This is a genomic window from Actinomadura livida (genome assembly GCF_014648675.1).
Classification (GTDB): Bacteria; Actinomycetota; Actinomycetes; order Streptosporangiales; family Streptosporangiaceae; genus Spirillospora; species Spirillospora livida.
This window is the reverse complement of the sequence record NZ_BMRO01000001.1, coordinates 479426-500134: the sequence shown is the minus strand read 5'-3', so window position 1 is coordinate 500134 and position 20709 is coordinate 479426. Positions and strand designations below refer to the sequence as shown.

Genomic DNA, 20709 nt, shown 5'->3' with positions numbered 1-20709 from the left:
CGGTCCCGTGTGGCGTCAGCCCCGTCCGGGCGGCCCGCCCCGCCGGATCACCCCTGCGTACCACCGGGCGCTGTCCTTGGGCACCCGGCGTTGCGTGGCGTAGTCGACGTGGACGAGCCCGAAGCGCTTGGAGTAGCCCCAAGCCCACTCGAAATTATCCAGCAGGGACCAGGTGAAGTAGCCGCGAAGCGGTACGCCGTCGGCGATGGCGCGGTGGCACGCCCGGAGATGCGCGTCCAGATAGTCGATCCGGCCCGTGTCTTGGACCGTGCCATCCCCGTCCGGGGTCTCGTCGTAGCCCGCCCCGTTCTCGGTGATGTACAGCGATACCTCCGGGTAGTCGCGGTGCACCCGGGTGAGGACCTCGTGCAGCCCGTCCGCGTCGATCTCCCAGCCCATCCCGGTGACGGGACGCCCGGCGGGGACGAAGCGGACATGGTCGCTGCCGACCCACGGGGAGTGCGTGGAGAACGGCGACGACGCGGTCTGCGCCGCCTCGCCGGGCGTGCCCGCGACGGTGTGCCGCGAGTAGTAGTTGATGCCGAGCTGGTCGATCGGCGTGCCGATCACGGCCAGGTCGGCGTCCGCCGGGACGAACCCGTACCGGGAGGTGTCCTCCAGGACGTCCTCGGGGTAGCGGCCGAGCAGCAGCGGGTCGAGGAACAGCCGGTTCTGCAGCCCGTCGATGCGGCGCGCCGCGTCCACGTCCGCGGGGTCGTCGGTCGCGGGGGTGACCGCGTAGAGGTTGACCGCGGCGCCGAACCGGTTGTCCGGCGTGCGGGCCCGCATCGCCTCGATCGCCAGGCCGTGGCCGAGCATCTGGTGGTGCGCGGCGAGCAGCGACGCCGCCGGGTCGAGCCGGCCGGGCGCGTGCTCCCCGGACGCGTAGCCGAGGAACGCCGCGCACCACGGCTCGTTGATGGTCGTCCAGTGGCGGACCCGGTCGCCGAGCGCGGCGTGCACGTGCGTCGCGTACTCGGCGAACCGGTGCGCGGTCTCGCGCTCCGGCCAGCCGCCCTTGTCCTCCAGCGGCTGCGGGAGGTCCCAGTGGTAGAGCGTCGGCCACGGCTCGATGCCCGCGTCCAGCAGCGCGTCGACCAGCCGGCGGTAGAAGTCCAGGCCCTCCTGGTTGAAGGCCCCGGTCCCGGACGGCTGCACCCGGGACCAGGAGATCGAGAACCGGTACGCCGTGAGCCCGAGGTCGGACATGAGCCGGACGTCCTCGGGGAACCGGTGGTAGTGGTCCACCGCGACGTCGCCGGTGTCGCCGCCGAGCACCTTGCCGGGCGTGCGGCAGAACGTGTCCCAGATCGACGGGCCGCGCCCGCCCTCGCCGGCGGCGCCCTCGATCTGGTAAGCGGCGGTCGCGGCCCCCCATCGGAACGCGGTCGGGAACTGCGCGGCCGTGGTCGCGCCGGTGTCGTCCTTGAGGGAGGTCACGCCTTCACAGCACCTTCCATGATTCCGCCGATGATCTGGCGGCCGAAAATGATGAACACGATGAGGAGCGGGAGCACCGCCACGCTGGTACCGGCGAACATGAGCGTGTAGTCCTGGAAGTGGGCGTTCGCCAGGTTGTTGATCGACAGCTGCACGGTCGGGTTGTCGGGGTTCAGCACGGCCAGCGGCCACATGAACTCGTTCCAGGTCTGCATGAACGTGAACAGGCCGAGGACGCCGGCGGCGGGCCGCAGCGCGGGGAGCACGACGCGCCAGTAGATGCCGAACGTGGTGCACCCGTCGACGCGGGCCGCCTCGATCAGCTCGTCCGGGACGGCCTGCTCGGCGTACTGCCGCATCATGAACACGCCGAACCCGGTGACCAGGAACGGGACGATGACGGCCTGCAGCTGGTTCTGCCAGCCCAGCTCCACCATGATCATGTAGAGCGGGATGATGCCCATCTGCACCGGGATCATCATCGTCGCGATGATCACCAGCAGCAGCCCGTTCTTGCCGCGGAAGCGCAGCTTGGCGAACGCGAACCCGGCGAGCGAGGCGAAGAACACCGTGGTGACCGTCACCACGCCGGAGGCGATCACGGAGTTCAGCAGGCCCTTGGCGAAGAACGCGTCGGGGTTGTTGAACAGCCGCTCGATGTTCCCCCCGCCGTTGCCGCCGGGCAGCAGCGGCGGCGGGACGTCGGCGACGACGTCGTTGGTGCGGGTCGCCATGGCGATCATCCAGTAGATCGGGAAGATCGACAGGAACAGCGCCACCAGGAGCGTCAGGTAGGTGAGCGGGCTGGCGTTCCACAGGCCGCGGAAGCGGCCGGCGGGCGCGGCGGCGTGCTTGCCCGCGGGGCGCCGGCCGGGGCCGGCCAGGAGCGTGGTCACTTGGTGCCTCCCGTACGCCGCACGGCCAGGAAGTTGATCAGGGAGAACACGATGATCATCACGAAGAGCGCCCAGGCGACGGTGGCGCCGTAGCCGTACCGGTCGCTGTAGAACGCGTTGTCGTACATGTACATCGTGATCGTCTGGAACTGGTGCAGCGGGCCGCCCTCCATCTTGTTGGGCGTGTGGATGCTGAACAGGACCGGCTCGGTGAACAGCTGCAGCCCGCCGATCGTCGAGATGATCACTGTGAAGATGATCGTGGGACGCAGCATCGGCACGGTGATCTGCCAGAACTGCCGGATGCGGGACGCGCCGTCGATCGCCGCGGCCTCGTAGAGGTCCTTCGGGATGGCCTGCATGGCGGCCAGGTAGATCAGCGCGTTGTAGCCGGTCCAGCGCCAGTCGACCATCACGGCGATGGCGACCCAGGACCAGCCGCGGCTGCTGCTCCAGGCGATCGCGTCGACGCCGAACAGCCCGAGGAACCAGTTGATCATCCCCCAGTCCTGGTCGAACATCTGGGTGAACACGATCGCGACGGCGGCGGTCGAGGTGACCAGCGGGGCGACCATCCCGATGCGGAACAGCGTCGGGACCCGCATCCGCCGGTTCAGCGCGTTGGCGATCATCAGCGCGAGCAGCAGCTGCGGCACGGTCGCGATCATGAAGATCCCGATCGTGTTGACCGTGGCGTGCCAGAAGTCCGCGTCGGTGAGCAGGTAGTCGTAGTTGTCCAGCCCGACGAAGTCGCGGGTCCCGGACGCCAGCTCCCAGTCGTGCAGGGAGACCCAGAGGGTGAACAGCAGCGGGAACGCGCCGAAGATCAGGAAGACGATGTAGAACGGCGAGATGAAGGCGTACGGTGCGCCCTTCACGTCGAGTCTGGCCAGCCGGGCCCGCCAGGTGCGGCGGGGCCCCGGGTCGGCCTTCGCCGGCGAGGGCGGCGGGGGGCCGTTCCGGCTGGGGCGCAGATCGGTGGTCACGTCGTGCGCCTCCTTTCCGAGGACGGGGCTGAGGGAGGGATGGGTACGGCGGCGGCGCCGGCGGGGAGGTTGCGGCGCGGCGCCGCCGCCGTGGTCGGAAGACCGCCTGGACTAGCGGGCGGCCTTCTCAGCCTCCTCGACGGACTTGCTCCACGCCTCACCGGCGTCCTGCTTGCCCTGGCCCACCGACACGAGCACGTTCTCGACCGCGGCCCGCACGTCCTCGTTCTTCGGCCCGAGGTGGACCGGCTTCACCGAGGCGACCAGGTCACCGAAGATCTTGCCGACCGGAGCGTCGTTGAAGTACGCGCTCGTCGCGCCCGCCACCGCCGGGTCCTGCGCGGCCTGCGGGGAGGACGGGAAGACGTTCGCGGCCTTGAACGCGCCGACCTGGCCCTCGGGAGAGGTCAGGAACTTGGCCAGCTCGGCGGCCTCCTCGGCGTGCTTGGTCTGCTTCGGCACGGCCAGCCACGAGCCGCCCCAGTAGCCGGAGCCGCCTGGGATCGTCGCCACGTCCCACTTGCCCTTGCCGGCGTCGCCGGAGAACTCCTCGATGCCGCCGAGCATCCAGGACGGGCACGGGAGGGTGGCGAACGTGTCGCGCTTGAGCGCGGTCTGCCACGGCGGCGTGAAGATCGACATGTCGGCGGTGAGCTTGCTCTGCTCGAACTTCAGCGACGTGTCGAACGCCTGCTTGACGGCCGGGTTGCTCTCGAAGACGAGGTTGTTCTCCTTGTCGAAGAAGCTGTGTCCGGGGCCGCTGCCGGCGTTCTGCAGGACGGTCGCGCGGAAGACGGCGGTCGGGCCGTCCAGCCACTTGGTGTCGGGGACCTTCTCCTGGAACTCCTGGCCCTTGGCGAGGAACTCGTCCCACGTCGGCCAGAGCTTGCCGACCTCGTCGCGCTCGGTCGGGAAGCCCGCCTTCTCGAACAGGTCCTTGCGGTAGCACATGGCGAGCGGGCCGACGTCGGTGCCGAGTCCGACGAGCTGCTTGCCGTCCGGGCTGACGCCCATCTGCCACTTCCAGGGCAGGAAGTTCTTCTCCAGCTCCTTGCCGCCGTGGTCGAAGAGGTTGACGAACTTGTTCGCCTGCTGCATGTAGAGCGGCAGGATGCCCTCTTCCAGCATGACGACGTCGCCGGCGCCGCTTCCGGTGGACATCCACTGCTGGATGCGCGGCTTGTACTCGTCGAGGCTGGAGACCTTGCGCAGCTTGACGGTGACGTTGGGGTGAGACTGCTCGTACTGCTTGGCGATCTCTTCGTACCCCGCCTCGCCGAAGACGTCGACGGTGAGCTCGACCGGACCGCCGTCCGAGCCGCCGTCCTCGCCGTCGTCCCCGCCGCAGGATACGACCAGGCCGCCGACGAGCACCGCCGCCATCGCCGTACTCAGTCCGCGCCGCATGATGGCCCTCATGGCGGACCCCTCTCAGGTTGTGACTTCCAGGTGTGTGGGAGCGCTCCCACGGATGAAAGACCGTGACGGGCCTCACTGTCAATGCGCCGAAACACAACCGTTACAACAACCGTGCCGGGGCGCCGGGCCGGTCAGGTCCGCTCCGACCCGCGGTCAGCACCTGGTCAACCGTCCTTCGCGGGCGCCAGCCGGGCCGCCGCGGGCGCCGGCGCCGTGGACCGGCGGACGACCAGTTCCGGCCGGTAGACCAGTTCGGTCCTGGGCGCGCGGGTGCCGCGGATCTCGTCCAGGACGGTGCTCACCGCCGCCATCGACATCTCGCGCACCGACTGCCGGACGGTGGTCAGCGGGGGGTCCAGGTAGGCGGTGAGCAGCGAGTCGTCCATGCCGGTGACCGAGACGTCCGCGGGGACCCGCAGCCCGCGCTGCCGGGCCGCCCGGATCGCGCCGAGCGCCATGATGTCGTTGCCGCCGCAGATCGCCGTGCAGCCCGCGTCGAGCAGCCGGGTCGCCGCGGCCTGCCCGCCCTCGACCGTGTACATGGTGTTGACGACCAGCTCGTCCACCTCGCCGGGCGCCAGGTCGGTGTGCGCCGCCATCCCGCGGCGGAAGCCCTCGGTCTTGCGGCGCGTCGGCACGTAGACCTCCTGGCCGATCGCCAGCCCGATCCTCCGGTGGCCCATTGCGGCCAGGTGCGCGACGATCGCCTCCATGGACGCCACGTCGTCGTTGGAGATGAACGGGGCGTCGATGTCGGGGCGGTACCCGTTCACCAGCACGATCGGCAGCGCCTGCTCCAGCAGCCGCGCGTACCGCGCCCGGTCGGAGTTGGCGTTGGCGTGCAGGCCGTTGACGAAGATGATCCCGGCGACGCCGCGCTCCAGCAGCATCTCGATGTACTCGTCCTCGGCGACGCCGCCGGGCGCCTGCGAGCACAGCACCGCCATGTACCCGTGCCTGGCCAGCGCGCTCTCGATGACCTCGGCGAACGCGGGGAAGATCGGGTTGGTCAGCTCGGGGATGATCAGCCCGATCAGCCCGGCCCGCCGCTGGCGCAGCCGGGCCGGGCGCTCGTAGCCGAGCACGTCCAGAGCGGTCAGCACCGCCTGGCGCGTGGTCGGGGACACGCCCGGCTTGCCGTTGAGCACGCGGCTCACCGTCGCCTCGCTCACCCCGGCGTGCGCCGCGATGTCCGCCAGGCGTGTCGTCATGGGTTTCAAATTAGCCTTCCTCCTTGACGTCCCACCACAATGCGGTGTCCGGCGGCAGCTCGACGTGGCCGCCGTCCCCGCGGACCGGCCCGCTCGCGAGCAGCGGCGTCCCGTACGCGGGGACGCGCACGGCGCGGCCGCCCAGGTTGACGGCGCACGCGAGCCCGCCGCGCGCGCCTTCGCCCGCGCTTTCCCGGACGAACACCAGTGTGCCGCTTGGACCGTCCAGCCAGCGCAGCGAGCCGTCGCCGAGTGCGGGGTGGCCGCGCCGGATGCGCAGCGCCTCCGTGTACAGGTTGAGCATGGACCCGGGGTCGTCGCGCTGTGCGGCGACCGTGAGGTCGCGCCAGTCGGTGGGGATCGGGAGCCACGAGCCGCCGCCCGCGCCGAAGCCGAACGGGGGTTCCTCGCCCTCCCACGGCAGCGGCACGCGGCAGCCGTCGCGCCCGGCGCCGTCGCCGCGCAGCCGCTGCGGGTCCCGCTGGAACTCCTCGGGCAGGTCGAGCACCTCCGGCAGGCCGAGCTCCTCGCCCTGGTAGACGTAGGAGGAGCCGGGCAGCGCGAGCGTCAGCAGCGCCGCCGCGCGGGCGCGCCGCAGGCCCCGGTCGCCGCCGCCGTACCGGGTGACGTGCCGTTTCACGTCGTGGTTGGACAGCACCCAGGTGGCGGGCGCGCCGACCCCCCCGGCCGTCCGCAGCGACTCCTCGATGACCTCCCGCAGCGCGGGCGCCTCCCACGACGCGGTGAGGTAGTGGAAGTTGAACGCCTGGTGCAGCTCGTCCGGGCGGGTGTAGGCGGCGAGGCGCTCGGGGGTCGGCGCCCACGCCTCGGCGACGGCGATCCGCTGCCCGCCGTAGGAGTCGAGGAGGCGCCGCCACCCGCGGTGGATGTCGTGGACGTGGTCCTGGTCGAAGTACGGCAGGACGGCCGTGCCGAGCATCTCGACCTGGTCGGCGTGGCCGACGTCCGGGAGCCCCGGCGCCTTGGCCATGCCGTGCGCGACGTCCACCCGGAAGCCGTCGACGCCGACGTCGAGCCAGAACTTCAGGACGTCCGCGAACTCGGCGTGGACCTCGGGGTTCTCCCAGTTCAGGTCGGGCTGCTCGGGGGCGAACAGGTGCAGGTACCACTGGCCGTCCGGCAGCCGGGTCCAGGCGGGGCCGCCGAACACCGACTCCCAGTCGTTGGGCGGTTCGGCGCCGTCCGGCCCCCGCCCGTCGCGGAAGATGTAGCGGGCGCGCTCGGCGGAGCCCGGGGCGGCGGCGAGCGCGGCCCGGAACCAGGCGTGCCGGTCGGAGGTGTGGTTGGGCACGACGTCGACGATGATCCGCATGCCGTGGGCGTGCGCGTCCGCGATCAGGCCGCGGGCGTCGTCGAGCGTGCCGAACAGCGGGTCGACGCCGCGGTAGTCGGCGACGTCGTAGCCGAAGTCGGCCATGGGGGAGACGTAGAACGGCGTCAGCCACAGCGCGTCGACGCCGAGCCCGGCCAGGTACGGCAGCCTGCTCCGGACGCCGGGCAGGTCGCCGACGCCGTCCCCGTCGGAGTCGGCGAAGCTGCGCACGTAGACCTGGTAGATCACGGCGTCGCGCCACCAGCGGGCACCGTCCCCCGTGTCGCCGGACGCAGTCAGGTCTTCGGCGGGGACGATCAGGGTGTCCTGGGTCATGAACATCCTTCGAATCGGGAGCTGTCAGCGTGCGTGCGTGCGGTTCGGTTCACTTGACTCCGCCGGCGGTGAGGCCGGCGACGATCCGGCGCTGGAAGACCAGCACCACGACGATCAGCGGGACGGTCACGATCACGCCCGCCGCCATCTGGGTGCCGAACGGCTGGTCGAACCCGGAGACGCCGGTGAACTTGGAGATCGCGACCGTGGCGGTCTGCATCTCCTTCTTGTTGACCATGGACAGGGCGATGAGGAACTCGTTCCACGCGGCGATGAAGGTCAGGATCGCGGTGGTGAACACCCCGGGCGCCGCGAGCGGAATGATGATCTTCCGGAACGCCTGGCCGCGGGTGCAGCCGTCCACCATGGCCGCCTGCTCCAGCTCGAACGGCAGCTGCCGGAAGAAGGCCGTGAGCAGCCACACCGACAGCGGCAGCGCGAACCCCAGGCTGGGGACCACCATCGCCTGGTAGGTGTTGATCCATCCGATGTCGGTGAAGAGCTTCAGCAAGGGAACGAGCTGCGAGATTCCCGGGAACATCGTCGTCGCGATGATGAGTCCGAGGACGGCGTTCTTGAACCGGAAGTCCAGCCGGGCCAGCGCGTAGGCGGTGACCGTGCCGATGAGCAGCGTCAGCACGGTCGTGCCGCCCGCCACGACGAGGCTGTTGAGCAGCGCCCGCCCGAACCCGTTGTCGCCGGAGAAGACCGCGGAGAAGTTCTCCCACGACCACCGCACCGGGATGATCGTGTTGTCGAACTGGTCCTGCGGCCTGCGGAACGCCGACACCGTCATCCAGTAGAACGGCGCGAGGGAGTAGAGCGCCACCAGCGCGAACCCCAGGGAGGACAGCGTCCGCCTGGCGAGCGAGCCGCTCATGCGGTCACCTTCTTCCGCGCGCCCTTCCGCGCGCCCCGGTCCTGCCGCCGGGCCTCGCCGATGATGTCCGCGCCGAGCAGCTTCACGAACAGGTACGCGATCACGGCGATGTACAGGAACAGGACGGTCGCGTACGCCGCCGCCGACCCGTATCTGAGGTTGGACGCCTCGAACCAGGCGAGCATCGTCAGGGTCTCCACGGACTTCTGGTTGACGCCGATCAGGACGGCGGGCAGGTCGAACATCCGCAGCGCGTCCAGCATCCGGAACAGCACGGCCACCAGCAGCGCGGGCTTCACCAGCGGGAGCGTGATCCGCCAGAACTGCTGGACGGGGCCCGCGCCGTCCACCCGGGCGGCCTCGTAGACCTCCCGGGGGATCATCTGCAGCCCGGCCAGCACCAGCAGCCCGATGAACGGGGAGGTCTTCCAGACCTCGGCGACGACGATGGCCATCTTGGCGGGGAAGCCGTCGGCGGTCCACAGGATCTGCTCGCGCAGCACGGCGTTCGCGGCGCCGTCGGCCTGGAAGATCCACCGCCACAGCAGCCCGGAGATCGCGGTCGGGATCGCCCACGGGACGAGGATGCTGGCGCGCACCAGCGCCCGCCCCCGGAACATCTGGTGCATGATCAGCGCCATCGCGACACCGATCACCGTCTCCAGGACCACGGTGGTGACGGTGAAGAACGTGGTGTTGCCGAAGGCGTTCCAGAACGCCGCGGCCCGGTCGCCCTGGAAGATCGCGGTGTAGTTGCCGAGGCCGGCGAACCGGTCGCCCTCCACGACGAACCCCTGGTCGTCCAGGCCCTCGCCCCGCGCGTACAGCGACTCGCGGAAGCCGGCGAGGACCGGGTAGCCGATGACGAGCGCGAGCACGAGCAGCGTCGGGGACAGCAGCAGCGCCGCGAGCCGCCGCGTGCCCTGCACGTCGCCCTTGCGCCCGCGCCCGTTCGCGCTCTGTCCGGGCGGCGCGCCCGCCGCGGGGCTGCCCGCGGCGGACGCCGGATGCCCGGGGGCGGTGGTCATGCGGCTCACTGCGCGGTCAGCGGTCCGAGCTTGGCCTGAAGGTCGTTCAGTGCCTGCTCAGCGGGCTTCTTGCCGGTGACCGCGTCGTACATCTCGCCCTGGATCGCGGCGGTCACGTCCCCGTACTTCACGGCGACCGGACGCGGCTCGGCGGTCTCGATGGCCTTCTTGAGGACGGGCAGGTAGGGGAACTTCTTCACCATCTCCGGGTCGTCGTACAGCGCGGCGATGGTCGGCGCCTGGGACGTCGCGAGCAGGTTGGCGCGCTGCGCGTCCGCGCCCGTCAGGTAGTTGATGAAGTCGAGCGAGGTGGCCTTGTTCGCGGCGAACGCGGAGATCGCGAGGTTGTGCCCGCCGAGGTTGGCCACGCCGGGGCCGTCCGGGCCGGGCAGCGGCGCGACGGCGAACTTGCCCGCCACCTCGGAGGAGCCGTCGTCCTCGTTGGCGAGCGCGTACTGGTAGGGCCACTGCCGCTGGAAGACGAGCTTGCCGGACTGGAAGTAGCGCCGCCCGCCCTCGGTGTCGAGCGTCACGGCCTCCTTGGGCATCCGGGTCTTCTTGGCGTCCACGAGGAACTCCAGGCCCTGCCGGGCCTGCGGCGTGTTCAGCGCCGGCTTGCCGTCCGGCCCGATGATCGAGCCGCCCGCCGCGGTGATCGCCTCGACCGCGCTGATCGTCATGCTCTCGGTCTTGTTGACCTCGGTGAAGTAGCAGTCGGCGTCCTCGCCCTCGGGGAGTTTCTGCACCTTGTCGCAGGCATCCCACATCTCCTGGTAGGTCTTCGGGGGCTCGGCGATCCCGGCCTTCTCCAGGAGGTCCTCGCGGTAGTAGAGCATTCCCGCGTCGGACGTCGACGGCACCGCGTAGAGCCGGCCCCGGTACTGCCCGGTCTTGACCGTCGCGGGCAGCATCGCGGACAGGTCGATCTTGCCCTTCTCTGCCTGGGGGGACGACCCCCCAGACCCCCCGGACAAGGACGCCATAGGCAGTTCCACCAGCCAGCGGTTGGCGGCGAACTCGGCGGTCCACACCACGTCGAGGTTCAGCACCGAGTAGGCGTCCGACTTGGTGGTGGCGTTCTGGATCATCTGCTGGCGCTGGTCGTTGGGCTCGTCCGGGAGCTCGATGACGCGGACCTGCTCCTGCGGGTGGTCGGAGTTCCAGGCGTCCACCTGCTTCTGCAGGTTGCCGGACCGGTCCTTGCCGGTCACGAAGGTGATCGGCCCGCGGCCCTCCAGGCCCGCGGTGCCGCCGCCCTGCGAGCCGCCGTCGTCATCGCCGCCGCAGGCGGTGAGCGAGAGCGCGAGGGCGGCGCAGGCGACGATGCCGGCGAGTGGGGTGCCGCCGTTGGGGGGGATGCGCCGCATGGTGTCCTCCTTGGCGGGACGGGCGGTCGTGCCTTCGGGGGCCGGCCGTCCCGCATGTCCGGGGATTGGGGGTGGCTGGTGCCGGACGCTAGCAACGCTTTGCAATGTCGTAAACAGTTTGCAGAAACTTTCTGCAAGGAAGTAGCCAAGCTGTAACTCTTTCCAGGCTCCGGGCAAACCAGGTCGACACGCCCGCGGCCGCTGCGCCAGGCTGGCCCCGGTGAACGGCAGCGCGCTCGACCTCGTCCGCGACCACACGGTCCTGTCGGTCGTGACCGGGTCGCGGGCCTACGGGCTGGCGACCGCCGGCAGCGACGTCGACCGGCGAGGTCCAGGCCGACCTGGCGCGCCTCACCGGCGACGGGCCGCCCTACCTTCCCGGCCTGATCGAGGCGAAGCGGGCCGCCGAGCACGGCGCCCTGCCCGCGGACGCCCCCGCCCCGTCGCGCCTCCAGGCCGACGTCACCGCGCTCACCGCCCGCCTGGAGGACGAGCGCGACCGCAGTGACCTGCCCGAATCTCCCGCGGACCCCCGTGCGTTGCACGACCTCGTAGTCCGGGCGCGCCTAGGCTGAACCCTGCGGTGTCTCCCCTCCGTGCCACGGGGTATACGGACCGTCCGACGCAACCACCTGGTGCCTCTGCCACGTAGTACAGGGTGATTGCGACGCCGAGGAAGGGGAGCGATGCGGGACCAGGGCATCGACCAGAAGGACATAGCGGAGGCGGATCTCAGGACGAGGCGCGGCGTGTTCCGCGCCGTCGCGTTCCGGGACCCGGTCGACGGGCACGAGCACATGGCGCTCGTGCGGGGCGACGTCAGGGGCATGGAGAACGTGCTCGTGCGGATGCACTCCGAGTGCATGACCGGCGACATCTTCGGCGCCACGCGCTGCGAGTGCGGGGACCAGCTCGGCACGGCGCTGGACGCCATCGCCCGCGAGGGGGCCGGCGTCCTGGTGTACCTGCGCGGCCACGAGGGGCGCGGGATCGGGCTTGTGGCGAAGGTCCGTACCCACATCCTGCAGGACGACCAGGGCCTCGACACCGTCGACTCCGCCACGGCCATCGGCCTGCCGGTCGACGTCCGCGACTACGGGCCGGCGGCGCGCATCCTGCGGCACCTCGGGGTCCGGTCGGTGCGGCTGCTGTCGAACAATCCGGTCAAGGTGAGCGCCCTGGAGTCCTACGGGATCGCGATCGCGGCGCGTGTGCCGCTGCTCGTCCCGGTCAGCGACGACAACGTCCGCTACCTCACCGCCAAGCGCGACCGGCTCGGCCACGACCTCCCCCAGCTGGAGGGCCCGGGGTTGGACGGCGCCATCGGCGAGGCGCCGGTGAGCGAGGTCCGCGGATGACGCGGCCCATGGCGGTCACGCGACCGCTGACGACGGCGCCGCCGGGCGTGCTCTACACCGCCGGGACGCCGCGCCGCCGCAGGCCGGCGCCGACGCGGGGCGTCGAGCTGGCGGCCGCGGTGGGCGTGCAGTTCGCGCTGCTGGCCGCACTGCGGCCCGGGATCGCGGGCGTCGCCGTGGGCGTCGCCTACGCGCTGGTCTCGTGGGGCGTCCTCACCGCGGCCTTCCGGCACCGGCGGACGCTCGGGCCCGCCGACCACGTCACGCTCGGTCGCGTCATTCTCACGGGGGGTGTCGCGGCGCTGGTCGCGGGGCATCTGATGGGGGACGGCCACACGTGGACGCTGGTCGCGGCCGCCTCGGTGGCGCTCGTCCTGGACGGTGTCGACGGGCAGGTCGCCCGGCGCACCGGGACGGCGTCGCGGCTCGGCGCCCGGTTCGACATGGAGGTCGACGCGTTCCTCGTCCTGGTGCTGAGCGTGCACGTGGCCTGGTCCGCCGGGGCGTGGGTGCTGGCGATCGGGGCGATGCGGTACGTGTTCGGCGCCGCGGCGTGGGCGGCGCCGTGGCTGCGCGCCGAGCTGCGGCCCAGCATCGCGCGCAAGGCCGTCGCGGTGGTGCAGGGGGTCGCGCTGACCGTGGCCGCCTCGGGCGTCGTCCCCTACGCGGCCGCGCTGGTGGCGGCGTCGCTCGCGCTGCTGGTGTGGTCGTTCGGGCGGGACGTCGGGTGGCTGTACACGCGGCGGCACGCGGACCGGCCGGCGGGCCGCGGGGGCCGCGGGGGCCGCGGAGGCCGGGGGAATCGGGGGAGGAGCACGGATGGAGCGCGAAGCCCGCGCCTTCTGGATCCGGTCGCCCGGTAAGGGGGAGATCCGCGACGTCGCCCTGCCGGAGCCGGGGCCCGGCGAGGTGCTGGTCCGGACGGTCTGCTCCGGGGTGAGCCGGGGGACGGAGTCGATCGTCTTCCGCGGGGCCGTCCCGCCGAACCAGCACGCGATCATGCGGGCGCCGTTCCAGGACGGGGCGTTCCCCGGCCCGGTCAAGTACGGCTACCTGAACGTCGGCGTGGTCGAGCACGGCCCGCCGGAACTGCTCGGCCGCACGGTGTTCTGCCTCTACCCGCACCAGACCCGGTACGTCGTCCCGGCGAGCGCGGTCACCCCCGTCCCCGCCGAGGTGCCGCCGGGGCGCGCCATCCTCGCCGGGACCGTGGAGACCGCCGTGAACGCGCTGTGGGACGCGGCGCCGCTGGTCGGCGACCGCGTCGCCGTGGTCGGCGCCGGGATGGTCGGCTGCTCGGTCGCCGGGGTCCTCGCCGGATTCCCGGGCTGCGACGTCCAGCTCGTCGACACCGATCCCTCCCGCGCGGACGTCGCGCGGGCGCTGGGCGTCGGGTTCGCGGCGCCCGAGGACGCGGCGGGCGGCTGCGACCTGGTCGTCCACGCGAGCGCCACCGAGGCCGGCCTGGCCAGGTCGCTGGAACTGCTCGCCCCGGACGGGGAGGTCGTGGAGCTGAGCTGGTACGGCGACCGGAGGATCAGCGTCCCGCTGGGCGAGTTCTTCCACTCGCGGCGGCTGACGATACGCGGCAGCCAGGTCGGCGCCCTGCCCCCGGCGCGCCGGGCGCGGCGGACCTTCGCCGACCGGGTGGCGCTGGCGCTGCGGCTGCTCGCGAACCCCGCGTTCGACACGCTGGTCACGGGCGAGAGCCCGTTCGCCGACCTGCCGCGCGTCATGCCGCGGCTGGCGAGCGGTGAACTTCCCGCGCTCTGCCAGCGAATCACCTACTGAGTCTTTGCGTTTCGAGTCCTTTGCATCCCGACCATCTGGAGGACGACCTTGTTCGGTATCACCGTCCGGGACCACGTCATGATCGCCCATAGTTTCCGCGGCGAGGTCTTCGGCCCGGCGCAGCGGCTGCACGGCGCGACGTACGTGGTGGACGCGACGTTCCGCCGCCCCGGCCTGGACCCGGACGGCATCGTCGTCGACATCGGGCTCGCCACCAGCGAGCTGGGCGAGGTCCTGGGCGGGCTGAACTACCGCAACCTGGACGAGGAGCCGGACTTCGCCGGGGTCAACACGTCGACGGAGTTCCTCGCCAAGGTCATCGCCGACCGGCTCGCCGACCGGGTCCACGCGGGCGCCCTCGGCGAGAACGCGCGCGGCCTGACCGGAATCACGGTGACGCTGAAAGAGTCGCACGTCGCCTGGGCCAGTTACGAGCGCGCCCTATGAGCGCATCGCAGGAGATCTGCTTCGTCGTCCCGGGCGACATCGACGACCCGGACGTGCCGAGCGGCGGCAACCGCTACGACCGGCGGCTGAGCGACGCGCTGGCCGCGTCGGGGCGCACGGTCCGGGAGCTGGCGATGCCCGGGGCGTGGCCGCGCCCCGACGCGGCCGCGCGGGACGGTCTCGCCCGGTCGCTCGGCGGCCTGCCCGACGGGAGCGTCGTCCTGATGGACGGCCTCGTCGCGTGCGGCGTCCCCGGCATCGTGGTGCCGGAGGCGGCCCGGCTGCGGCTGGCCGTCCTCGTCCACCTCCCGCTGGCGGACGAACCCGGCCAGGCCGACCTCGACGCGGGCGAGCGCGAGGTGCTGGAGGCGGCCGGGGCCGTGGTGGCGACCAGCCCGTGGGCGAAGGAGCACCTCACCGCCCACCACGGCCTGGAGGCGTCCCGCGTGCACGCCGTGACGCCCGGGACCGACCCGGCCTCGCTCGCGTCCGGCACCGACGGGACGACCCGCCTGCTGTCGGTGGCCTCGGTGACGCCGCGCAAGGGCCACGACGTCCTCGTGGAGGCCCTCGCCACCCTCGGGCACCTGCCGTGGCAGTGCGAGATCGTCGGGCCGCTGCGCCGCGACCCCGAGTACGTGACGCGGCTGCACCGGCTGATCGCCCGGCGCGGCCTCGGCGACCGCGTCCACCTGGAGGGGCCGCTGACCGGCAAGCGGCTCGACGACGCCTACGCCGGGGCCGACCTCGTCATCCTCGCGTCCCGCGCGGAGACGTACGGGATGGTCGTGAGCGAGGCGCTCGCGCGGGGCATCCCGGTCATCGCGACGGCGGTCGACGGCGTGCCCGACACGCTCGGCTGGGACCCCACGGGGGCCGTCCCGGGCCTGCTCGTGCCGCCGGACGATCCGGGCGCGCTGGCCGCGTCGCTGCGCCGGTGGCTGGTGACGCCGGAGCTGCGGGGCCGGCTGCGCGCCGCCGCCCGGCTGCGCCGCGGCATGCTCCCGGGCTGGGACGACACCGCCCGCCGCATGGCCGTCGTCCTGTCCCGCCTGCGCAGGGAGGCGCGGTGAAGGAGGAAACGGTGAGCTTCGATCCCTCCTGGCTGACGCTGCGGGAGGGCGCGGACGCCGTCGCCCGCGCCTCCGAGCTGCTGGACCCGCTCCGCGACGCGCTCCCGCCGGGCGAGCCGCTGGTCATCTGGGACCTCGGCTGCGGCACCGGCTCCCTGGGCCGCTGGCTCTCGGGACGGCTGCGCGGCCCGCAGCACTGGATCCTGCAGGACCACGACCCCGCGCTGCTCGACCTGGCCCGCGAGAACGCCTACGTCACCGCCGACGGGCTGCCCGCGACGATCGAGACCCGCAAGGGCGACCTCGGGTCGCTGCGCGCGTCCGACCTCGTCGGCGCGTCGCTCGTCACCGCGTCGGCGCTGCTGGACGTGCTGACCGCCGCCGAGATCGAGTCCGTCGCCGCCGCCGTGGGCTGCCCGGCGCTGCTGACCCTGTCGGTCGTGGGGCGGGTCCGGCTGAACCCGCCCGACCCGCTCGACGGCGAGATCGCCGCCGCGTTCGACGCCCACCAGCGCCGCGACGGCCTCCTCGGACCAGACGCCGTCACCGCCGCCACCGAGGCGTTCGGGCGGCGCGGTGCGTCCGTGCGGACGCGCCCGAGCCCGTGGCGGCTCGGCCCCGGGCAGGCCGCGCTGACCGCCGAGTGGCTGCGCGGCTGGGTCGGCGCCGCCGTCGAGCAGCGTCCCGAGCTCGGACCGGCCGCGGACGACTACCTGCGCCGGCGGCTCGCCGAGTGCGCGGCGGGCGGGCTCACCGCCGAGGTCCACCACGTCGACCTGCTCGCCCTACCCGGGGGTACACCGTGAAGAAGCTCTGGCCCCGGCTGCGCCTGCTCATCGGGCTGGGCATCCTCGCCGCACTCCTGTGGTGGCACAGCACCGACGCGTTCGTCGACGCGCTCAAGGCCATCGACGCGGGCGCCATCGTCATCGCGCTCGCCATCGGGCTGCTGACGACCGTGCTCAGCGCGGCCAGATGGTGCCTGGTCGCCCGGCGCCTGGGCCTGCCCCTGACCATGGCGGGGGCCGTGCCGGACTACTACAAGGCCCAGTTCCTCAACGCGGTGCTGCCCGCCGGTGTGCTCGGGGACGTCCACCGCGCGGTGAGCCACGGCCACCGGTCCGGTGACGTCGGCCGCGGGGTGCGTGCGGTGTTCCTCGAACGGGTCACGGGACAGGTCGTCCCAGTGCTCGTGGGCCTCGTCGTCCTGTTCACCCAGCCGGCCGTGCTGTCGGCGATGGCCCCGGCCATGACGCCCGCCCTGGTCGTGACCGCGGTCGTCCTGAGCCTGCTGCTCGTCGTGGCCCGCCGCCGCAACCGCACCGGGCACCGGGGGGCGGTGGCGGCCATGTTCGCCGACACGCGCGCCGTCCTGGACATCTGGCCCGCCATCGTGGTCCTGTCCGTGACGGCCCTGGCCGGGCACCTGGCGCTGTTCGTCGTCGCCGCCCGCCTCGCCGGCTCCACTGCGCCGCTCGCCACCCTGGTGCCGCTGCTCCTGCTGGCGCTGCTCGTGATGGTGCTGCCGGTGAACGTCGGCGGCTGGGGGCCGCGCGAGGCCGTCCTCGCCGTCGCGTTCGGCGCCGCCGGGCTCGGGTCAGCGCAGGGACTGACCGTCTCCGTCGTGTACGGGGTGCTCACGTTCGTCGCGTGCCTGCCGGGCGCCGCCGCCCTGCTGCTGAAGCGCCGCGAGGCAGTCCCCGAAGGCCGCGACCAGGCTCCGCAGCGCGTCCCGGCCCTTGCCGGCGTCGGCCAGTGACGGCCGCCCGATGACGCCCGACGCGGTGTAGGCGGCCATCCCCGCCGTCAGCAGGTGCCGCCGGTCTCCGGCCAGGTGGTCGGCGGTCCGGTACCCGTCGCGGACGAGTTCCGGGTGGGCGTGCAGAAGGATCGAGGTCTCCAGCTCGCCGGCGTGCATGTCGTCGTCGTTGGAGGTCTCGACACCCGCCGCGGCGCGCGCCTCGGCCCACTCGTCCGGGCCGGGGAACAGCGCCATGTCGCCGTGCGCCTCCTGGACGACGTTGCCCAGCACGTAGTTGCCGCCGTGCCCGTTCACCAGGACCAGCTTCGGCACCCCCGACCGGCGCAGCGACGCGGCCACGTCGCGGACCACGGCGTGCAGGGTCGCCGCCGAGATGCTCACCGTCCCCGGCCAGGCCGCGTGCTCGTGCGAGCAGGAGATCGTCACGGGCGGGAGCAGCCGCACCGGGTGCGCCGCGGCGATCTCCCGCGCGACCGTGCACGCGATCACCGTGTCGGTCGCGAGCGGCAGGAAGGGGCCGTGCTGCTCGTGGCTCCCGACCGGCAGCACCGCCACCGGGACGTCCGGAACCTCGGAACTCGTGTGCGTCGGCAACATGGCCCCAACTCTGCCGTACCGCCGGCGCCGCCGTACCCGGGGGCGGCGGCCTCAGCCGTCGAGCAGTCCCCGCACGAGCGCGCCGACCTGGGCGGGCTCGGTGAGGAATCCGTCGTGGCCGCTGGGAGACTCGATCACCCGCAGGCGGTCGGCGCCCGGGATCCCGGCGGCCAGCTCGGCCTGCTGCGCCAGCGGGTAGAGCCGGTCGGAGTCGACGCCGGCCACCAGCGTCCGGGCCGTCACCCGGCGCAGCGCCGCGGCCGTGCCGCCCCGGCCGCGGCCGGCGTCGTGGCCGTTCATCGCCTCGGTGAGCACCACGTAGCTGCCCGCGTCGAAGCGCCGCACCAGCTTGTCGGCGTGGTGGTCGAGGTAGGACTCCACCTGGTAGCGGCCGGACCGCAGGGGGTCCTCGCCGTCCTGCGCGCGGCGGCCGAAGCGGGCCTGCAGCTCCGGCTCGCTGCGGTAGGTGATGTGCGCGAGCCGGCGGGCGGTGCCCAGCCCGGCGTGCGGCCCGTGCCCCGGCGCGGCGCCGTGGTAGTCGCCGCCGCGCCAGCCCGGGTCGGCGCGGATCGCGTGCAGCTGCACCGCGGCCATGGCGATCTGCTCTGCGCTCGCCGCGGCCGCGGTGGCGAGCAGCAGCAGCGCCCCGACCCGCTCCGGATACGACACCGCCCACTCCAGCGCCCGCATCCCGCCCATCGACCCGCCGGTCACCAGCGCCCACCGCTCGATTCCCAGCGCGTCGGCGAGCTGCGCCTCGGCGGTCACCATGTCGCGCTGCGTCAGGAAGGGGAACGCCCCTCCCCAGGGCCTTCCGTCCGGCCGGGGCGAGGACGGCCCGGTACTGCCCTGGCAGCCGCCGAGCACGTTGGGGACGACGACGAACCAGCGGTCGGTGTCCAGGGGGCGTCCCGGCCCGACCAGCCCGTCCCACCATCCGGGCGTGGGGTGCCCCGGCTCGGCGGGACCGGCGACGTGGCTGTCCCCGGTCAGCGCGTGCAGCACCAGCACGGCGTTGGATGCGTCGGGGGCGAGCCGCCCCCACGTCTCGTAAGCGAGCCGGACCCCGGGCAGGACACCGCCGATCTCCAGCGGAAGCGGCCGGTCGAGCGTCACCCAGCGCCGCCGGCCGGTCGGATCCCCCTCCCGCCAGGCCCCGGAGACCGGCGGGAGGGAGATCGGCGCGGTCTCGGGATCGGCGGTCAGAGCGCGCCCTTCGCCGCGCGGAACCCGGCCTCCAGGTCGGCCTTCAGGTCGCTGACGTTCTCGATGCCGACCGAGAGCCGCACCAGCCCGGGGGTGACGCCGGCCGCGGCGTGCTCCTCGGGCGTCAGCTGGCTGTGCGTGGTGGACGCCGGGTGGATGATCAGGCTGCGCACGTCGCCGATGTTGGCGAGGTGGCTGAACAGCTGGACGCCCTCCACGAAGCGACGTCCCGCCTCGATGCCGCCGGGCAGCTCGAAGCTCACCATGGCGCCCGTGCCCTGCGGCAGGTAGCGCTGGGCGGCCTCATGCCACGGGCTGGACTGCAGCCCCGGGTAGTGGACGGCCGACACGTCGTCGTGCCGCTCCAGCCACTCGGCCAGCTCCTTCGCGTTGGACGAGTGGCGCTCCATCCGCAGGCTGAGCGTCTCCACGCCCTGCAGCAGCAGGAACGCCGAGTGCGGGGAGATGGCGGGGCCGAGGTCGCGCAGCAGCTGCACCCGCATCTTGATGCCGTAGGCGCCGGGGCCCAGCGCCGGCCAGTAGCGCAGGCCGTTGTAGCTCGGGTCGGGCTCGTTGAAGTCGGGGAACCGCTCGGGGTGCGCGCCGAAGTCGAACGTGCCGCCGTCGACCACGATGCCCGCGATGGTGGTGCCGTGCCCGCCGAGGAACTTGGTCGCCGAGTGCACCACGATGTCGGCGCCGTGCTCCAGCGGGCGCACCAGGTACGGGGTCGCGACCGTGTTGTCGATGATCAGCGGGACGCCCGCCTCGTGCGCGACGTCGGCGACGCCGCGGATGTCCAGGACGTTGCCGCGCGGGTTGCCGATGCTCTCGGCGAACACCGCCTTGGTGTTCGGCCGGATCGCCGCCCGCCAGGCGTCGAGGTCGTCGGGGTCCTCCACGAGGGAGACCTCGATGCCGAACTTCGGCAGCGTGTGCCGGAACAGGTTGTGCGTCCCGCCGTAGATCGTGGAGGCGGAGACGATGTGGTCGCCGGCGCGCGCCAGGTTCCAGATCGCCATCGACTCCGCGGCCTGCCCCGAGGAGACCGCGAGGGCGCCGACCCCGCCCTCCAGCGCGGCGACGCGCTGCTCGAAGGCGTCCTGGGTCGGGTTCATGATGCGGGTGTAGATGTTGCCGGCCTCGGCGAGCGAGAACAGGTTCGAGGCGTGCTCGGTGTCGCGGAAGACGAAGGAGGTCGTCTGGTAGATCGGCACGGCCCGCGCCCCGGTGGCCGGGTCGGGCTGGGTGCCGGCGTGCACCTGCCTGGTCTCGAACGACCAGCCGGACTCGGCGGAGGGGGCGTTCTCGGCGTGCTCACTCATGGGTCTCCTCGGGCTGTACGGGCCGGGCTGGGCGGGATCGTGCGGGACCGGCGTGCTCGTGCGGGGATGCGGCGGGCGCGGGGGGCGGGGCCGGGAGGGACGTCGCCGTGCGCGGACGCGGCCGGGTCGCCGGCGGGCGCCGCGGCGGGCGGCGTCAGGAGATCGCGCGGCAACAGCTGGTGCTGGTGACGCGCCCGTAGTCAACGTGACGGCGGGCCACAAGCAAAGTCATTGACGCAGTTTATCCTGGTCAC

18 protein-coding genes and 1 pseudogene are annotated in these 20709 nt (G+C 72.7%); 7 read left to right on the top strand and 12 right to left on the bottom strand.

What is annotated here, in order from left to right:
* Positions 1-15: 15 nt before the first annotated feature.
* The 9 genes from IEZ03_RS02140 to IEZ03_RS02100 form a co-directional block, all read right to left on the bottom strand.
* Positions 16-1440, bottom strand: a complete 1425-nt coding sequence (locus IEZ03_RS02140; protein WP_184882616.1) for a GH1 family beta-glucosidase — start codon at positions 1438-1440, stop codon at positions 16-18.
* The gene (locus IEZ03_RS02135) at positions 1437-2336 is read right to left on the bottom strand and encodes a carbohydrate ABC transporter permease (RefSeq protein ID WP_373293502.1); all 900 of its coding nucleotides are present in this window, start codon (positions 2334-2336) and stop codon (positions 1437-1439) included. The genes IEZ03_RS02140 and IEZ03_RS02135 overlap by 4 nt, the downstream gene beginning before the upstream one ends.
* Positions 2333-3322, bottom strand: coding sequence for a carbohydrate ABC transporter permease (locus tag IEZ03_RS02130; RefSeq protein WP_229807934.1), 990 nt, complete (start codon positions 3320-3322; stop codon positions 2333-2335). The genes IEZ03_RS02135 and IEZ03_RS02130 overlap by 4 nt, the downstream gene beginning before the upstream one ends.
* A 111-nt stretch (positions 3323-3433) precedes the next feature.
* Complete coding sequence (locus IEZ03_RS02125) at positions 3434-4741, bottom strand: ABC transporter substrate-binding protein (RefSeq protein ID WP_184882618.1); 1308 nt, start codon at positions 4739-4741, stop codon at positions 3434-3436.
* Positions 4742-4905: 164 nt separating this feature from the next.
* A complete protein-coding gene (locus IEZ03_RS02120) occupies positions 4906-5952 on the bottom strand; it encodes a LacI family DNA-binding transcriptional regulator (RefSeq protein WP_132050245.1) in 1047 nt (348 codons plus the stop codon).
* A gap of 10 nt (positions 5953-5962) precedes the next feature.
* Positions 5963-7621, bottom strand: a complete 1659-nt coding sequence (locus tag IEZ03_RS02115; RefSeq protein WP_184882620.1) for a glycoside hydrolase family 13 protein — start codon at positions 7619-7621, stop codon at positions 5963-5965.
* Between the two features lie 49 nt (positions 7622-7670).
* A complete protein-coding gene (locus IEZ03_RS02110) occupies positions 7671-8501 on the bottom strand; it encodes a carbohydrate ABC transporter permease (RefSeq protein WP_184882621.1) in 831 nt (276 codons plus the stop codon).
* Positions 8498-9529, bottom strand: coding sequence for a carbohydrate ABC transporter permease (locus IEZ03_RS02105; RefSeq protein ID WP_184882623.1), 1032 nt, complete (start codon positions 9527-9529; stop codon positions 8498-8500). The genes IEZ03_RS02110 and IEZ03_RS02105 overlap by 4 nt, the downstream gene beginning before the upstream one ends.
* Positions 9530-9534: 5 nt before the next feature.
* Complete coding sequence (locus IEZ03_RS02100) at positions 9535-10896, bottom strand: ABC transporter substrate-binding protein (RefSeq protein ID WP_184882625.1); 1362 nt, start codon at positions 10894-10896, stop codon at positions 9535-9537.
* 686 nt (positions 10897-11582) lie between these two features.
* On the opposite strand from IEZ03_RS02100, the gene ribA reads away from it, so the two are divergent.
* The 7 genes and pseudogenes from ribA to IEZ03_RS02065 form a co-directional block, all read left to right on the top strand.
* Positions 11583-12254, top strand: coding sequence for a GTP cyclohydrolase II (gene ribA / locus IEZ03_RS02095; RefSeq protein ID WP_184882627.1), 672 nt, complete (start codon positions 11583-11585; stop codon positions 12252-12254).
* An 8-nt stretch (positions 12255-12262) separates the two neighbouring features.
* Positions 12263-13117, top strand: coding sequence for a CDP-alcohol phosphatidyltransferase family protein (locus tag IEZ03_RS02090; protein ID WP_184882629.1), 855 nt, complete (start codon positions 12263-12265; stop codon positions 13115-13117).
* Positions 13074-14045, top strand: a complete 972-nt coding sequence (locus tag IEZ03_RS02085; RefSeq protein ID WP_184882631.1) for a zinc-dependent alcohol dehydrogenase — start codon at positions 13074-13076, stop codon at positions 14043-14045. The genes IEZ03_RS02090 and IEZ03_RS02085 overlap by 44 nt, the downstream gene beginning before the upstream one ends.
* A gap of 48 nt (positions 14046-14093) precedes the next feature.
* Positions 14094-14492: a 6-pyruvoyl trahydropterin synthase family protein gene (locus IEZ03_RS02080; protein ID WP_184882633.1), complete on the top strand. Its 399-nt coding sequence runs from the start codon at positions 14094-14096 to the stop codon at positions 14490-14492.
* Positions 14489-15565, top strand: a complete 1077-nt coding sequence (locus tag IEZ03_RS02075) for a glycosyltransferase family 4 protein (protein WP_184882635.1) — start codon at positions 14489-14491, stop codon at positions 15563-15565. The genes IEZ03_RS02080 and IEZ03_RS02075 overlap by 4 nt, the downstream gene beginning before the upstream one ends.
* An 11-nt stretch (positions 15566-15576) precedes the next feature.
* On the top strand, positions 15577-16371 hold the full coding sequence (locus tag IEZ03_RS02070; protein ID WP_229807933.1) for a methyltransferase domain-containing protein: 795 nt from the start codon (positions 15577-15579) through the stop codon (positions 16369-16371).
* A pseudogene (locus IEZ03_RS02065) lies at positions 16299-17159 on the top strand (lysylphosphatidylglycerol synthase domain-containing protein); the annotation flags it as partial. The gene IEZ03_RS02070 and the pseudogene IEZ03_RS02065, both read left to right, overlap by 73 nt.
* A gap of 3 nt (positions 17160-17162) precedes the next feature.
* Here the strand turns inward: IEZ03_RS02065 and IEZ03_RS02060 are convergent.
* The 3 genes from IEZ03_RS02060 to IEZ03_RS02050 are packed head-to-tail and all read right to left on the bottom strand — an operon-like array spanning position 17163 to position 20455.
* On the bottom strand, positions 17163-17924 hold the full coding sequence (locus IEZ03_RS02060) for a creatininase family protein (RefSeq protein WP_184882639.1): 762 nt from the start codon (positions 17922-17924) through the stop codon (positions 17163-17165).
* Between the two features lie 51 nt (positions 17925-17975).
* A complete protein-coding gene (gene metX / locus IEZ03_RS02055) occupies positions 17976-19103 on the bottom strand; it encodes a homoserine O-acetyltransferase MetX (protein WP_229807977.1) in 1128 nt (375 codons plus the stop codon).
* A 23-nt stretch (positions 19104-19126) separates the two neighbouring features.
* On the bottom strand, positions 19127-20455 hold the full coding sequence (locus tag IEZ03_RS02050) for a bifunctional o-acetylhomoserine/o-acetylserine sulfhydrylase (protein ID WP_184882641.1): 1329 nt from the start codon (positions 20453-20455) through the stop codon (positions 19127-19129).
* Positions 20456-20709: the final 254 nt, after the last annotated feature.